The following is a 15,018-nucleotide window of genomic DNA, read 5'->3' as shown; positions in this document are numbered from 1 at the left end:
CCATTCACTATACTATCGTATCGTCCGGCTCTTCCAGCGGAACAGCTCGGTCTAATAAAAGTGCCGCTACAGCAACAATCAGATTCATGAATGAACTGAACATGCTGTTTAAGCCAAGTCCGAAATCATCCAGACCATTACCTGTAATGTTGGCTCCGTAATAATGGAACATAATCAGATCATATATGTACAAGCATCCCATGAAGGCAGCTAGAATCTTCCTTCGGGCAAAAAGCGCTAAGAGTCCTGAGAACACGATGACCCCAAGCACTGCGTTGTATTGCAGGACGCCACTTCCTGCGTGTTCCCGGCCTACATTCAGGACCAAAAAATCAATCAGGAGAAGCAGGATAAACCCTCCACATAAAATCAGCAGTTTGCGGGCCAGATCTTTCCGGTCCTGCTCCTGCTTCCACTCTTCCCGTAAAACATCAGCCGCATGCCGGATCAAATGAATGAAAACAAATGCATAAAGAAACAGTAAAATAACAATCATTTCTCCCACTGGCGTTACTCCTTCTGGAAGTTCAATGCTACGGCAGAAACTATCCATTGAAATCCTTGCCAGTGAACAATTCTTTCCAGAGCTGCAATACTCCTTCTTGCTCCAAAAAAATTCTCTTACCCGAATACCAGCAGACAAACTGCAATAGCTGCGATAAAGCCGACGACATCCGAGAACAGACCCACCTTAAGGGCATAACGGCCGTTGCGGATCCCCACAGCGCCGAAATAAACAGTCAACACATATAAGGTTGTATCCGTGCTGCCCTGTATAGTAGAAGCAATCATGCCTATCAATGAGTCCGGGCCGTGGACCCGGATCAGATCTGTCGTATAGGCAAGCGATCCAGTGCCCGTCAGAGGGCGCAGGAGACCGAGCGGGAGGACTTCAGCAGGAATCCCAAGACTTTGTACAAGAGGGCTTACAAAGCCCATCAGGAAGTCCAGCGCACCCGAAGCGCGGAAGACACTGATCGCCACCAGCATGCCGACAAGATGGGGGATGATCGCAATGGCTGTGCCGAAGCCGTCTTTCGCACCTTCCACAAAAGATTCGTAGACCGGAACCTTGCGGGAGAACGCATATAGCGGAATAAAGGTGACCATTACCGGAATCGCCCAGGCGGATATTAGACTGATGAACTGGAACAAGACAGGCTCACCCTTTCACTGAAGAATGTGGGAGCGCCGCGCTCCCTTTCGCTGCAGCGGTGCCGGATCTTATCGCAGGCGGCGGTCCGGGCGGCCTGCGCAGCAGTGTTAGGCGCCGGCACAGCCTGTCCGCAGCAATGGCGGCAAGAGTAGCCACGGCCGTTGCCGCCAGCGTGGTACCGACGATTGCCGCCGGGTCAGCCGATCCGTAATTCAGCCGGATCGCAATTAGAGTTGCCGGAATCAGCGTGATACTGGCAGTGTTCAGTGCTAGCAGGGTACACATGGCAGGCGTTGCGGTTTCCTTATCCGGGTTGAGTGTCTGCAGCTCCTGCATTGCCTTAATGCCCATGGGTGTAGCGGCATTTCCGAGTCCCAGCAGGTTGGCGCTCATATTGGAGAGAATATAACCAATCGCAGGATGGCCTTTGGGCACATCCGGAAACAGAAAAGATACTACCGGTCCCAATACTCTGGAGATCTTCTTCAGCAGGTCTGCATCCTCCGCAATCCGCATAATCCCCAGCCAGAACACCAGCACACTGATCAGCCCGAAGCTTACGGTGACCCCGCTTTTGGCTCCGTCAAACACGGCAGCTGTGAATTCGTTCATCCGTCCGGTTACCGCCGCAAATACAAACCCGATCAGGATCATCCCCAGCCAGATACCATTTAACATGCTTATCCCCTCCTCCAGCGCTATTCTTCTTATCTGCTGCCCTAGCCCTCTGCATAACTACACTTTGAAAAGCTGCTTTGCAATGACAATATTACGGTATATGCTTTTGGCTTAATTGCACTTTGTACAACTAAAACGTCTGATTCTCAACCTATTATCCGTTTAGTTGTATTTCGTACAATTAAACTGCCAGGTGTAGATGATTTCCAGCGATTCGGGCAGATTTAGTTGTACAGACTACACTTATAAGTTGCAAGCAACCCTTTTCGCTGTTTTTAATTGCACATTATGCAACTATCTCTGATCTTCGCCGCTCTGGAACATGGCACGCAGCGCGCTGCCGAATGCCTGCAGCCAGTTGTCCGCCGGATAAGCAGTACCTCCCGCAGGACTGTATTTTTTCTCATAGGGTGATGTTTCCGGCGGCAGCTGGCTTGGCGTATACACCGGAACCCGGCCGATTTCCTTGCCGCCCAGCTGCATTATAATCACACCCTTCAGCCCGAAGCTGCTGGTGTTTTTGCTTGTCTTAGTGCCGTCACTGGCACGCGCCTCTGTCCCTGCGGTACTCTTCTCTTCGCTTAATACCAGCTTGCTAATAAGCCTTGCCTCTTCCCCTTGTCCGAGCGGATAGGCGAAATCCTTGCCGGTAACCAGCGTGTAGCCGCTGACGGTTTCTCCGCGTTCCACTAATGTCTTGAGCGGATAGTGGTTGAAGCCGAAATCCAGCAGCGCCGAATGGTCATTCCAGTCATTGCCGTCATTCAGCGTAACAGCGACAAGCTGCTGGCCGTTTCGGGTAGCGGAGCTGACCAGGCAGCGGAGTGCTTTTTTGGTATAACCCGTCTTCACACCGTCCGCCCCTTCGTAGAGGCGCAGCATTTTATTTTTATTGCTCCACTTGTAATCCCATTTCTCATACGGATTGTCCGCCGTCTTCTCTTTGGTAGCCACAATCTCCTTGAACACAGGATTATGCATCGCGTAAGCAGTCAATACAGCCAGATCATTTGCGCTGGAGTAGTGCCCTTCGGCATCGAGCCCGTGCGGATTGGCAAAATGCGTATGGGTTAAGTTAAGCGCCTCCGCCTTGGCATTCATCAGGTAGACGAAGCCCTGCTCGGAGCCTCCGACATGCTCGGCAATTGCGGTTGCCGCATCATTTCCTGAACGCAGCATTAATCCGTACAGCATATCCTCCAGCGTCATTTCTTCGCCCTGCTTCAGATACAGCGAAGAACCTTCCTTGGCAAAAGCATTTTTGCCGACCTTGACCTTTGAGGTCAAATCACCGTGCTCTATCGCTACAAGTGCTGTCATTATTTTGGTCAAACTGGCAATCAGCATCGGCTCATCCCCGCGGCTGCTGTATAGAAGTCTTCCCGACTCCACATCGATCAGCGCCGCCGCTCTGGCATGAGTAGATATAGAACTATTCTCAGCCCGGATAGAAGACAACGGAACCAGTGCAAGCAGCAGTAAACACAATATTAAGGAAATCAACGATTTTCGGGTTAATGTCTTCATGTTCATCCTCCGGCTTCTCAGGTCTAGGGCAGCGGTTCTTCCGTCTTGCCTGGTTGTACAAGTGTATGCGGTTCGGGGGACTGGTATGTCCCATCCGCTGCTGTCCGTCAAAAAAGGGATATCACCATTGAAAGGTGATACCCCCGATTATTCTTATCCCGCCGCGTTCAACAGATGTGTTAGTGTGCTGCTGAATGCGTATCCGGCTCAGTCTTCACTACGGTTTTGGTCACCGTGGTACCTGGTGCGTCTGCCCCCAACGGCATGCCGTTCGGCTGGAACATATTCTGGATTTTATCAATCAGGTTAGGTGTGGCATCAATAATTTTCTCGAACAGATGGGTTTGATTGTCAAGCGGCACAATATGTACCCCATCCCTGCCCACTACCAGAAAAGCGATTGGCCGTATAGATACACCGCCCCCGCTACCGCCCCCGAAGGGAAGCATTTTGACTCCGGTTCCGCTGCCGTTCACGCCCGGAGCATCGTCTTCTACCCGGAAGTCACTGCCGCCTGCGGCAAAACCGAACGCGACCTTACTGATCGGCAGAATGATACTGCCATCTGGTGTTTCTACTGGATCTCCGACAATGGTATTTACATCCACCATGCCTTTGATATTTTCCATAGCCGTCTGCATGAGACCTTGAATAGGATGATCTGACATTGTTTTTCTCCTCCTCGTGTGTATATAAGTGTACCTGCAGTCTTATCTTGCCCACTATGGAAGGGAGTATGTAGTCTTTTTATCACTGGCCCCGGCTAAGCAGTTTCTTCCATCTCCCGAGGCCGCCTTCCACCTTCGATACACGCCGCAATAATAACAGTGCCGCATAAAAAGCATAGCCCACAGAAAGCTTGCCAGTGCAGACCGCTTCCGTTGAGAAACAAGGCTCGTCCCGGAACACCGGGGCTACGAACATCCGCGGATTCCGCTGCAATCTGACGAAACGCGATACCCAGCCGACCATGGTCCACTTCATGCCCCATAAAGCGCCAGCCGCGGTTGCCGTATCTGCCGCATCGCCCAGCGAGAAATCCGTGGACCAGTCCAGCTTGGTAATCCGGACATGCGATAACGTGCCAACCAGCCATTTTTTGAAACCGCGGGTTGACTTGATCGCTGTACGGATGTTCTTTAACCATTCCGCCACGGACTCCCGGTCGATTTTTTCTTCTTTGTCGCTGTCCATTTTCACAGGGGCGATTCCGCTTTTTTCGAGCTTAACCTTAATGCCTTGTTCTAGGCTGTCAAAGACCAGCGCAGGGAGCTCATAATGGAATTTGACCAGCCCGTATACAGCTTTAATATCAAATTCAATACGGTCATCCTTTCCCAGCCTGCATAGACGGAAATGAAAATGAATCGATGAAGCCAGAACCAGCAGGCACAGCAGAATAACCAGCAGCAGCAGGGATAAGGGTATCACAAGCCATAACGTCACAATCGTAACCTCCAAGCAGCCTCAGGTAATGTGAATAGTGGAGCCTCTGGTTTAGTATGGCAAATCCTGCTGGATAAAATTCGGCATTTCAGCAAACATCTCCAAAAGATTCTGCCGCCAAAAAAAATGCCGCTGTCCCGGCGGGGACAACGGCATTGCTGGAACAGCGTATATCCGCTGCGTTTATTCTGTCTCTACCTCTTCAAAGGTCATCTGGCTGTCCAGCTTGCTGAACAGCAGCTGCGTCTCTTCTTCCAGGCCCTCTGAAGTATCGAAGCTCGACGGCTCCGGAAGCTCCTTCAGGCTGGCCAGGCCAAAGCTGTCCAGGAAGGACTTGGTCGTTCCGTACAGGATCGGACGGCCGACAGCCTCTGCCCGGCCTACCTCATGAATCAGATCCTTATTTCCCAGCGTATGAATAGCCCGTTCTGACTTCACCCCGCGGATTTCTTCGATCTCCACTCTGGTAATAGGCTGGCGGTACGCCACAATCGCAAGTGTCTCCAGCGCTGCCTGGGACAGGGATGATCTGGAAGGGGAATACGCCAGACGCTCGAAATATTGCGCATGCTCCGGCAGTGTCGCCAGACGGTAATTCCCGGCGATCTGCACTACCTGCAGGCCCCGGCCCTGCGAGCTGTAATCGTCTTTCAAATCCTCCAGCGCCCGTGTAGCCAGATCGGGCCGCTGCTCGGTAATCTCGGCAATCTGGCGCACGGATAAACCTTCATCCCCTGAGAGAAACAGCAGGCCTTCAATAATTGATTTCAGCGTGTTGTAGTCCACTGACTTCCTCTCCTCCTCTCCACTCCATCACAATATCGTCAAATAATTTCTCCTGGTAGCAGAAAATCGCCTTCATCTTCATCAGCTCCAGAATGGCCAGGAAGGTCACTACAATCTCATGCCGGGCCATCTCATCATGCAAAAGCGACGAAAAGCGCAGTCTGCCGCCCATTCCCTTACGCTGGAGTGCTTCCGACACATCTCGAATCCGGTCCTTCACCGAAATCTCATCACGGGTAATCCGTTGATAAGAGGATCTCCGGGCCGCCTTGCTCAGCGCCTTACGGAACGCCGCAATCAAATCAGCGGTGTGCAGTCCCTTCAGCGTATTATCGGTCTGCGTAGGAACAAAGGGGCCCAGATCCTCAGGTTCCTTCGTGAAAATCAGGCTGCGCTCGCTCTCCATATCCAGCAGTTGCACAGCAATGCTCTTGAATTTGCGGTATTCAATCAGCCGCTGAACCAGCTCTGCCCGCGGATCATATCCGTCGTCCTCGTAATAATCGAAATCCTCAATTTCGATCACCGGCGGCTTCGGCAGCAGCAGCTTGCTCTTGATCGACAAGAGGGTAGCAGCCATAACCAGAAATTCGCTGGTGATATCCAGCTCAAGCTCCTGCATCCCCTGCAGGTATTCCATGTACTGCTCGGTGATCTCGCTGACCGGAATGTCCTGGATGTCGATTTCCGCTTTGTCAATCAAATGCAAGAGCAGATCGAGCGGACCTTCGAACGTCTCCAGCTTGTACAATACAGTCACGCGGTTTCCTCCAGCCCAAAAAAAGTAAAGTGCAGCGCCGCACGGACGCTACACAAGTAGAAAGATCCTTGAGACTGCGACGAAATAAAGTACCGCTAATTTGTTGACATAACTCCCAAACCCATGGAGATTTGTCAACAAAAGCGGATACTAATTTCCTCGCAGCTCCTTATGTTCATGCTTTCTTCTCATACATATAAATAAGCACGACTTACGCTGATTCGTCAAGAGGGGCGTTATTTAAACAGCTTGTTCAGGTTCGCCATTTCGATGGCAGCAGTCGCCGCATCCCAGCCTTTATTGCCCGCTTTGGTTCCGGAACGCTCAATGGCCTGTTCGATATTCTCAGTCGTTACCACGCCGAAAATCGTCGGAATGCCTGTCTTGAGATTAATGGCCGCTACGCCCTTGGCTACTTCATTGCACACATAATCATAGTGTGTTGTAGATCCGCGAATAACTGTACCCAGTGTGATTACTGCATCGTACTTGCCGCTTTCGGCCATTTTTTGCGCGATCAGAGGAATTTCGAATACTCCCGGTACCCAGGCAACATCCACTTCATCGTCAGCTACGCCATGGCGTTTGAAGGCATCGAGCGCTCCGGAGAGCAGCTTGCTTGTAATAAATTCGTTGAAACGTCCTACGACAACCCCGTATTTCAATCCTTCAGATACTAAATGTCCTTCAAAATAATTTGGCATTATACTCATCAACCCTTCATGTATAAGTTAGTGATTCTATAATTAAATTTTGGAATCCTCGTTTTGTTCTATCTTGTCAAAAGTCAGCAGATGGCCAAGCTTGGCCTGCTTTGTATGAAGATATTTAGTGTTGTCCTTGTTCTCCGGCATCTGGATGGCTACACGCTCCACAACTTCAAGGCCGTAGCCTTCCAGCCCTTTGATCTTGCGCGGATTGTTGGTCAGCAGTCTGATCTGGCGGACGCCCAGGTCCTTGAGAATCTGTGCACCGATGCCGTAATCACGCAGATCTGCGGCGAAGCCCAGCTTCAGGTTGGCATCTACCGTATCCAGTCCTTCCTCCTGCAGCTTGTAGGCACGCAGCTTGTTGATCAGGCCAATCCCCCGGCCTTCCTGGCGCATATAGAGCAGCACCCCTCGGCCTGCTTCTTCAATCTGGCGCAGCGCCGCTTCAAATTGCGGGCCGCAGTCGCAGCGGTGGGAATGGAATACATCGCCGGTCAGGCACTCGGAATGCACACGCACCAGCACAGGCTCGTCACCGGAGATATCACCTTTTACCAGGGCCACATGCTCTTTGTCATCCACTTCATTCGTGTAGGCAATCGTCTGGAAATCACCGAAGTCGGTCGGCAGATTCACGGCTACCTCGCGGGTAACCAGATGTTCTTTCTCATTACGGTAGTGAATGAGGTCCTTGATGCTGATCAGCTTGAGATCATGTTTCTTGGCAATCTCAATCAGGTCAGGCAGGCGGGCCATGGTACCGTCCACCTTCACCACTTCACAAATGACGCTAGCCGGATAAGCGCCGCACATGCGGGCCAGATCAACAGCGGCTTCCGTGTGCCCTGAACGCCGTAATACCCCGCCCTTCTTCGCGATCAGCGGGAACATGTGGCCCGGTCTGCGGAAGTCGGAAGGCTTCGCATTCGGGTCCAGCATTGCCTTGATAGTCATGGATCTTTCCCCGGCGGAAATACCGGTGGTCGTATCCTTGTGGTCAATCGATACGGTAAAAGCGGTACCGTGATTGTCGGTATTCTGGGCCACCATTGGCTGCAGATCCAGTTCCTCTGCGCGTTCCGCGGTAATCGGCACGCAGACCAGGCCGCGTCCCTCGGTAATCATGAAGTTGATAACTTCAGGGGTTGCCCGTTCGGCAAGGGCGATGAAGTCTCCTTCATTCTCGCGGTCCTCATCATCAACAACGATGATCACCTTCCCGCGCATCAAATCATATATGGCATCCTCAATCGGGTCCAGGACGCTGTCCTTCTTGTCTTGCTCGCTCATGTTACTGTCCTCCTGATGGCTGTACGCTGCCTTACCGGCCGCCGTATGCCTAATCTTTAATTATACAAACCCGTTGGCCGCCAGAAAATCGTGGCTGATCTTCGAGCTCTTCTCATCTTCTTCATTGCCGGAACGCGAACCATAATGCAGCAGATGATCCACATACTTGCCCAGCACATCACATTCGATATTGATACTGTCACCCGGCCGTTTATGGGCCAGCACCGTTTCTCCAAGGGTGTGGGGAATGATAGAGACAGTAAACGTGGACGACTCTGTATCCACTACGGTGAGGCTGATGCCGTCAATCGTAATGGAGCCTTTGGGAATGATGTACTTAAACAGCGATTTGCGGTCCGGTGCAATTTCGAATACCACCGCATTCTGATCGCGCTTCACGCTGCGGATCTCACCGGTTCCATCCACATGCCCCTGGACAATATGCCCGCCGAAACGTCCGCCTGCTGCCATCGCGCGCTCCAGGTTCATTTTGCCCCCGGTCCGTAAGTTTTTGAGATTGCTGTTGCGGTAGGTCTGAGGCATCACATCAACCGTGAAATAATGGTCACCTATGGATGTGGCTGTAAGACAGACCCCATTGACGGAGACGCTGTCGCCAATCTTCAGATCTCCCATAATGAGGGAGGCGCCGATATTCAGCACCATCATCTCCCCTCCGCTGGTGACGCTGCGGAGGATACCCACCTCTTCAATCAGGCCGGTGAACATACTATCCCTCCTTCAAAATTACAACTTAAAGCTCATGTGTTACTACAGTGGATATTTGGACTTCCGGCCGCTGTTGTCCCCAGAGTTCTTGATTCAAACCGCTCTTAGCGGTAGAAATCCGGTGACAAGGCGGTCGCTACCGCTCCTACAGTTCCAAAATCCCTTTGTCCAAAACTCACTACGCTTCTATTAGCGTGCCGGGGTGCCGCTGATACAGACATTATCCCCGAGCACTTCCACTTCCAATCCTTCGAGTGTAATGGCATCCCGCATCAGTTCCACACCCGGGAAGTCAAAGGCACCTGCCGCAGCAGCCCCGCCTCCGACAATCTTAGGAGCGAAGAAGAGAACTACGCGGTCAACCAGTCCCTGCTCCAGCATCGCTCCGTTCAGCGTGCCGCCGCCTTCGAGCAGGATGGAGCCGATCTCCATTCCGCCCAATGCTATCATTGCGGCCTGCAGATCGACACGCGGTCCGCTGCCAGCGGCAACAACCTGAACACCCGCAGCGAGCAGTGCTGCCTTCCGGGCCGGATCACCCGCTTCAGTGGTAACGACCACCGTAGGTGCCAGTCCGTCAGTGACAACGGCGCTCTCCAGAGGCAGCCTCAGTGTAGAGTCGATGATAATCCTGATTGGATTGAGCCCGGGCACATTCAGCCTGGTCGTCAGCGAAGGATTATCGGCAATCACCGTATTCACCCCGACCATGATTCCCTGATGGCGATGGCGCAGCGTATGTACTAGCTCCCGGGATTCAGCATTGGATATCCATTTGCTGTCCCCTGTACGGGTGGCAATTTTGCCGTCCAAGGTGCTGGCGCTCTTCAGTGTAATGAAAGGCTGCTTTGTCAGAATGTATTTGATAAACTTCTCATTCAGCCGGATAGCGCGGCTCCGGAGCAGACCTACCTCAACCTCTATGCCCTGCTCACGCAGCATTTCAATTCCGCGGCCTGCAACCTGCGGATTAGGATCTTCACAGGCAACGACAACCCTTGCGACCCCTTCATCGATTAGGCGCTGGCTGCAGGGAGGCGTGATGCCATAATGGCTGCAGGGCTCGAGCGTAACATACGCTGTGCTTCCCTGAGCCTTACCAGCAGCCATGTTGAGCGCATGGACCTCGGCATGCCCGGTACCGCGCTGCAGATGCGTGCCGATCCCGATCATGGCACCATCCTTCACAACTACACATCCGACCACGGGATTGATTCCGGTCTGTCCTTGAGCCCTTTCCGCCATATCCAGCGCAAGAGACATATAAAACTCATCATTCATCTTATCCATGTGACTTCCCTCCAATCAGCCGGCTATATTCATAATGTGCACAGTTTAAACAGAAAAACCCGTCTCAATCTCCAGGAGGAGTTCAAGACGGGATATACGAGAGGTATCAGCAGCTCAAAAAATAGGTGCGTAAATAAACGCCGGACTTATGGCATTGTGAAAATTCGCACGTAATGTTCGAAAATACTGCAGCACGGCCGCCTATATAAGCACAGCACGTCAATCTCTCCTTCTTCCATCCAGACTATACTGTCGGTCCCGGAATTGCACCAGGTCCACCGTCCGTACCACCAGCATACGGATCGGGTAGCGGACTGAGCAGCAGAACTGGCCAGAAACAGCCAATCTAACAGCATCACCGCCGGTAGGGAATTACACCCTGCCCTGAAGGATTGATATATTCAGTTGAATAATAAGTTTTGCCTACAACAAAATTATCACTTACGTGCGGGAAATGCAAGTGTGTTTCGGAAATTTACTTTATTTATGTAACTTAGTTCCCTTAATTCCCTGACTCCCGCTGCTTGTCCGCTCTCAGCAAATCACGAATTTCGATCAGCAGCGCAACCTCCGGTGCCGGAGCAGGGGGCTCGACAACTTCGACTTTAACAGTTTCCTTGCGTCTGAATCTGCTTGTCAGCTTAACCACCATAAAGATCGAGAAGGAAATAATGAAGAAGTCCAGTACGGACTGTAAGAATAGGCCGTAATTCACGGCGGCTTCTCCGCTGCCCAGATGAAGCTCCTTCAGATTGGTATCTCCACTTATTAAGCCGATAAGCGGCATTATGATGTCACTAACCAAAGAAGTAACAATTTTGCCGAAAGCCGCCCCGATTACAACTGCCACTGCCAGATCAAGCACATTTCCCTTCATGGCGAAGCTTTTGAATTCCTTCCACATGGACATTGCTGCATCCCTCCGAAACTTTGAATTTTAGTAATTATAGCATTTCCGCCGCGGATGACCAATCAATTCTTAGCCTTTCTTAAGTCACGGCAAAAAGAGCAGGCAGCTATAATCTGCCGCCTGCTCTTGGTGAAGGCTGATCATATAATCAGCTGTCCTGATCCACTACCGTTTATTCCTGATTCCGGTTCCGTCTGAACACCCGGTGTAATACGAACCCGATCAGGATCAAACCGAGTCCTGCCATATAGATCGGCAGCGGGCTGTTCTCTCCAGTCTGCGGCAGTGTTCCGCCGGAGTCTGTTGCCGTGACCGTCCCTTGCGGGATGTCTTCATCTTCAATATCAACACCGCCGAGCGGAATGTCCTCATCAACCGGCACTTCCGGTGCCGGCGTGGCTGGTGCCGGTGTAACCACCGCTACCGGCGCAGAAGGCTGCGCTGTTGCGGGTAAGCCTGGACCTGCCGGAATTTCCAGATCATCAATAATGATCCCCGGAACCACCGTGCCCGCCGGTGTTGGTACCGGCGAAATATCTGGTGTGACAGGCGGTGCTGTAGGATTCGGCGTTACCTCCGGTCCATTCGTTGCCGTTGGAGCAGCCGTTGGCCCAGCTGTCTCTACAGGCGGTACCGTTGGAAGCGGCGTGGCTGTCGGTGCTTCTGTCGGCGCAATGGTGGCTGTCGGTATAGGCGTTGGTGTGGCTGTCGGCTGCTCCGCAGGGGTATTCGCTAAGGTCAGATTCACTGCTGCGGATGAACCGATAGTCACCGCATGCTCACTTGTATCGAGCACATAACCTGCCGGTGCTGCAGTTTCAATCAGTACATAGCTGCCCAGCCAGATATTGTTGAATACTGCATTGCCCGCTGCATCCGTAGTCCGGGTATTCACAAGCACACGATCGCTGCCGTTCAGGCGGTACAATTCAAAGGTGGCACCGGCAAGTGCTTTGGTGCTGTCACCTGCATCAATTTTGTGGACATTCAGCGTTCCTCTGACCCCGCTGCCCGTTCCCGAGCCGCTGGATACGCCGACTATAATTTCTTTGCTGGTCTCCTTGGTGACCTGTACGACATTATTCCCGCTGAAGTTAACGGTATTGACCAGCTTATCCCCCGTATTCGCTACGATCAGGGATTGATATTCAAGCACATATGCGGAATGGATATCCTGGAGGAAGCTAAGCACAAATGTCTGCTTACCCTCTGCATCAGCACTGATATTCAAGGTGTAGTCCGTATCCTTTACAAGCTCAGGTCCGCTCTTCGTTACATCACCATTCACGGCTGTAACTGTCCGGTACAGATGGAACGTGTCCGGCAGCAGAATCTGATTGGTACTTGGCACATCTGTAATTAAGGCATCCTTCACATGGGACTGCGTCCGGTTAATAGCGATCGTCCACTGCAGCTTATCACCGATCTGAACGCCGTCTTTGAACACATATTCATCGCCATGCGGAATATTCACCGAGGCCTTCAGATCTTTGGAGACCTTCTTGGTACCATCCAGCAGATTGGCTGTGTTAGCAACGTTAGTACCAATCAACTGCCCTGCAAGGCTTGTTTTGAATACAACATAATAAGGTGAATTGATCGCATTGTCAAAATCCACCAGAAGCTCATTCCCGCTTCCGACAGTGTAGCTATAGGAGCTGGCGGCAAGTTCGGTGCCGAAGCTGTGAGCCCCTCCGGGAGCAATATTCATCCGGTACACTTTTAGTGAACCCGGCACCAGTGACTGTCCCGCGTTCAGTATGTCCGTTACCCGGGGATCAGCAATAGCCTTACTGTTGTAATTGACGCCCACTGTCCAGGTGATCTCTTTGGCAGACGCATCATATACCCCGGATTTGAAGCCGTTGTTCTTCACCTCAGGACCCGGAATGAACTGCCCTCTGGCTTCTGTCCATTGAGCGTTATTCGCGCTGTCCTTCCAGTCAATCCGCGCTACGTTAATGAAATTATCTGTAGTACCTGTAAGCCAGTCATTACTGAATTCAGTCCGATAACTAATTGTGTATGTGCCGCTGATCGGCGAATTGAATTTCACCTTGAAGCCTTCGTTAGGCTGTGCAGGTGAACCGGCAATCAGTGAATACGCTGAAGCATTAAGCACGGTGCCGGCTTCATTGCGAACGACCAGTGAACCCGCGATAAACTTCTGGCCGCCGTAAGGGAAACTATCCGTAACCACTACCTGGCTCATCGGATAATTATCGCCGTTCAGCGTAATCTTCCAATCCGTTACATGGGTGGCGTAGTTGACTCCTGACAAATTCTTATAAATGATGGCCGGCCGGATAAGCTGTGTAGCCTTATCGCTATAAGTACTGTCTGAGACAGTGTTGGTAATAGTGGTGTCGCTGAATACGCGGTCTACTGCTTTGGTCTTATATTCGATCAGATATGCAGAGGTCACAGCATCTGCAAACTCCAGTTTGAATCCGTCGTTTGTGCCTTCAACAACCGGCGTTACTGTATAGTCTGCACCTGCGGTTAGAGCCGTCCCTTTCGTAGCTCCTCCTGCAGAATCCAGCGTCACCGGATAAATCCGCAGCGAGTCTGCAACCAGCTGCTGGGAATGATTGAATACATCTGTCAACACCGCATTCTCTGCAGAGATCGTGCGTTTATTGTAGTTGTATTCAATAGCCCAGGTGATGGTCTGCTTCCCCCACTCATAGCTGGCTGCCTTCTTCTTGATGCTTCCTCCGCGTTCAATAACGACTGTAGCCGAGCTGCTTACCGGATCACGTCCATCACCGGTGAAGGTAGCGGTATTCGTGAAGCTGGTCAGACTGTCGCTGACTACCTGGGTTGTATAGGCAATGCGGTACGCACCTGTGATTACAGGGTCCGCGAAGCGGAGAACAAGTGCACTGCCGGAAACGTCAGCGGTATAATTGCTGCTGTCTACAAGCTGGCCTTGAGTCACTGTACCGTCAAGCAGAACATTCAGCTGGTACACCGCAAGGGTTACCGTGCTGTCCAGCGACAACCCGGCAGGAACAGGGTCTGTCACCACCGCATTGCTGACCGGTTCCAGCTTCTTATTGACATCCACCGTCCAGAAGATATGATCAGCATTGAAGCCGCTGGACACACCTTTTTTCTCAATCGTCGAACCTACGGATGGCTTAAATGCCACACTAATGGTCTGTACCCCGCCGTTTACGGGGAATAGAATCTGCTGAACCGTACTGCCGCTTATCACCTGTTTATCGAATTTGGTATTAATCCGCAGGGTACCCTGTACGTTGTCATGACTCTCGATGTAGTCGTTGAAAGTCATGACTATCTGATGTGTCGACTGGCTCACTGTGAACGTCCCGACATCTCCATCGTCGGACACGAGTCCGCCCTGGATATCATTGAACAGCTCAAACTGCTCAGGAAGCTGGAAGGTGAAGCTATCTCCCTGGATATACCCGTGCCCGTTTGGAAGCGACCAGGTATAATCCAGCGTAACAGTAGAGTCCACATCATATACACTTCCGGTTACGGTCTGTCCGTCCGGCCCATACACGGCCATCGATACACTGGTAATAATATCTCTGTCCTGCTCGATTCCCTCCGCTTTAACCTGCTGGGTGAACCCCAGTCCGTAGGCATACTGCACAAACAGCATGATTATTACAATTGCTAGACTTGTTCTTTTTTTCACCATTTCCCAGAAGCCCCCGTTCTTAAGTTTGATATGAAACGAGCATACAGAAAAGATGGCTGCCGA

At 51.7% G+C, this 15,018-nt stretch carries 14 protein-coding genes and 1 riboswitch; all 14 genes read right to left on the bottom strand.

Annotated elements, in window-relative coordinates; translation table 11 throughout:
* Window positions 1–7: 7 nt before the first annotated feature.
* Window positions 8–643: a hypothetical protein gene (locus MKX70_RS17350; RefSeq protein WP_156123241.1), complete on the bottom strand. Its 636-nt coding sequence runs from the start codon at window positions 641–643 to the stop codon at window positions 8–10.
* Entirely contained in the window at window positions 622–1,155 is a 534-nt protein-coding gene (locus MKX70_RS17345) for a spore maturation protein (RefSeq protein WP_156123243.1), read from the bottom strand. The genes MKX70_RS17350 and MKX70_RS17345 overlap by 22 nt, the downstream gene beginning before the upstream one ends.
* Window positions 1,156–1,162: 7 nt before the next feature.
* Window positions 1,163–1,834, bottom strand: coding sequence for a nucleoside recognition domain-containing protein (locus tag MKX70_RS17340; protein ID WP_042237690.1), 672 nt, complete (start codon window positions 1,832–1,834; stop codon window positions 1,163–1,165).
* 294 nt (window positions 1,835–2,128) lie between these two features.
* Window positions 2,129–3,367, bottom strand: a complete 1,239-nt coding sequence (locus MKX70_RS17335; protein ID WP_042237692.1) for a D-alanyl-D-alanine carboxypeptidase family protein — start codon at window positions 3,365–3,367, stop codon at window positions 2,129–2,131.
* Between the two features lie 173 nt (window positions 3,368–3,540).
* Window positions 3,541–4,029 carry a GerW family sporulation protein gene (ytfJ, locus tag MKX70_RS17330; protein WP_042237694.1) on the bottom strand — a complete coding sequence of 163 codons (489 nt, stop codon included), beginning with the start codon at window positions 4,027–4,029 and terminating at the stop codon, window positions 3,541–3,543.
* A gap of 82 nt (window positions 4,030–4,111) precedes the next feature.
* Window positions 4,112–4,807, bottom strand: coding sequence for a DUF2953 domain-containing protein (locus MKX70_RS17325; protein WP_340840403.1), 696 nt, complete (start codon window positions 4,805–4,807; stop codon window positions 4,112–4,114).
* Window positions 4,808–4,990: 183 nt separating this feature from the next.
* The gene (gene scpB, locus MKX70_RS17320; RefSeq protein ID WP_039301691.1) at window positions 4,991–5,593 is read right to left on the bottom strand and encodes an SMC-Scp complex subunit ScpB; all 603 of its coding nucleotides are present in this window, start codon (window positions 5,591–5,593) and stop codon (window positions 4,991–4,993) included.
* Window positions 5,562–6,353, bottom strand: coding sequence for a segregation and condensation protein A (locus MKX70_RS17315; RefSeq protein ID WP_042138653.1), 792 nt, complete (start codon window positions 6,351–6,353; stop codon window positions 5,562–5,564). Before MKX70_RS17315 ends, scpB begins: the two co-directional genes overlap by 32 nt.
* Before the next feature lie 236 nt (window positions 6,354–6,589).
* A complete protein-coding gene (gene ribH / locus MKX70_RS17310; RefSeq protein WP_042237697.1) occupies window positions 6,590–7,057 on the bottom strand; it encodes a 6,7-dimethyl-8-ribityllumazine synthase in 468 nt (155 codons plus the stop codon).
* 42 nt (window positions 7,058–7,099) lie between these two features.
* Window positions 7,100–8,353 (bottom strand): bifunctional 3,4-dihydroxy-2-butanone-4-phosphate synthase/GTP cyclohydrolase II, encoded by a 1,254-nt coding sequence (locus MKX70_RS17305; RefSeq protein ID WP_042237698.1) that lies wholly within the window; start codon window positions 8,351–8,353, stop codon window positions 7,100–7,102.
* Window positions 8,354–8,413: 60 nt separating this feature from the next.
* On the bottom strand, window positions 8,414–9,082 hold the full coding sequence (ribE, locus tag MKX70_RS17300; RefSeq protein WP_042237700.1) for a riboflavin synthase: 669 nt from the start codon (window positions 9,080–9,082) through the stop codon (window positions 8,414–8,416).
* A gap of 189 nt (window positions 9,083–9,271) precedes the next feature.
* On the bottom strand, window positions 9,272–10,372 hold the full coding sequence (gene ribD, locus MKX70_RS17295) for a bifunctional diaminohydroxyphosphoribosylaminopyrimidine deaminase/5-amino-6-(5-phosphoribosylamino)uracil reductase RibD (protein ID WP_042237702.1): 1,101 nt from the start codon (window positions 10,370–10,372) through the stop codon (window positions 9,272–9,274).
* A gap of 223 nt (window positions 10,373–10,595) precedes the next feature.
* A riboswitch (FMN riboswitch) is annotated at window positions 10,596–10,768 on the bottom strand.
* Window positions 10,769–10,874: 106 nt separating this feature from the next.
* Window positions 10,875–11,276 carry a large-conductance mechanosensitive channel protein MscL gene (gene mscL, locus MKX70_RS17290; protein ID WP_197073126.1) on the bottom strand — a complete coding sequence of 134 codons (402 nt, stop codon included), beginning with the start codon at window positions 11,274–11,276 and terminating at the stop codon, window positions 10,875–10,877.
* A gap of 178 nt (window positions 11,277–11,454) precedes the next feature.
* Window positions 11,455–14,955, bottom strand: coding sequence for a collagen binding domain-containing protein (locus tag MKX70_RS17285; RefSeq protein ID WP_340840402.1), 3,501 nt, complete (start codon window positions 14,953–14,955; stop codon window positions 11,455–11,457).
* Window positions 14,956–15,018 lie beyond the last annotated feature (63 nt).

Origin of the sequence: Paenibacillus sp. FSL R7-0312 (assembly GCF_038004445.1) — a bacterium.
In the GTDB taxonomy this organism is placed as follows: domain Bacteria; phylum Bacillota; class Bacilli; order Paenibacillales; family Paenibacillaceae; genus Paenibacillus_AQ.
The sequence above is the reverse complement of the archived record's forward strand: the minus strand, read 5'-3'. Positions and strand labels throughout refer to the sequence as shown.

Coding starts and splice junctions, on each gene's coding strand:
- MKX70_RS17340 (WP_042237690.1), bottom strand. CDS start 1,834: ATGTTAAATGGTATCTGGCTGGGGATGATCCTGATCGGGTTTGTATTT.
- MKX70_RS17335 (WP_042237692.1), bottom strand. CDS start 3,367: ATGAACATGAAGACATTAACCCGAAAATCGTTGATTTCCTTAATATTG.
- ytfJ (WP_042237694.1), bottom strand. CDS start 4,029: ATGTCAGATCATCCTATTCAAGGTCTCATGCAGACGGCTATGGAAAAT.
- ribH (WP_042237697.1), bottom strand. CDS start 7,057: ATGCCAAATTATTTTGAAGGACATTTAGTATCTGAAGGATTGAAATAC.
- MKX70_RS17305 (WP_042237698.1), bottom strand. CDS start 8,353: ATGAGCGAGCAAGACAAGAAGGACAGCGTCCTGGACCCGATTGAGGAT.
- ribE (WP_042237700.1), bottom strand. CDS start 9,082: ATGTTCACCGGCCTGATTGAAGAGGTGGGTATCCTCCGCAGCGTCACC.
- ribD (WP_042237702.1), bottom strand. CDS start 10,372: ATGGATAAGATGAATGATGAGTTTTATATGTCTCTTGCGCTGGATATG.
- mscL (WP_197073126.1), bottom strand. CDS start 11,276: ATGTGGAAGGAATTCAAAAGCTTCGCCATGAAGGGAAATGTGCTTGAT.
- MKX70_RS17285 (WP_340840402.1), bottom strand. CDS start 14,955: ATGGTGAAAAAAAGAACAAGTCTAGCAATTGTAATAATCATGCTGTTT.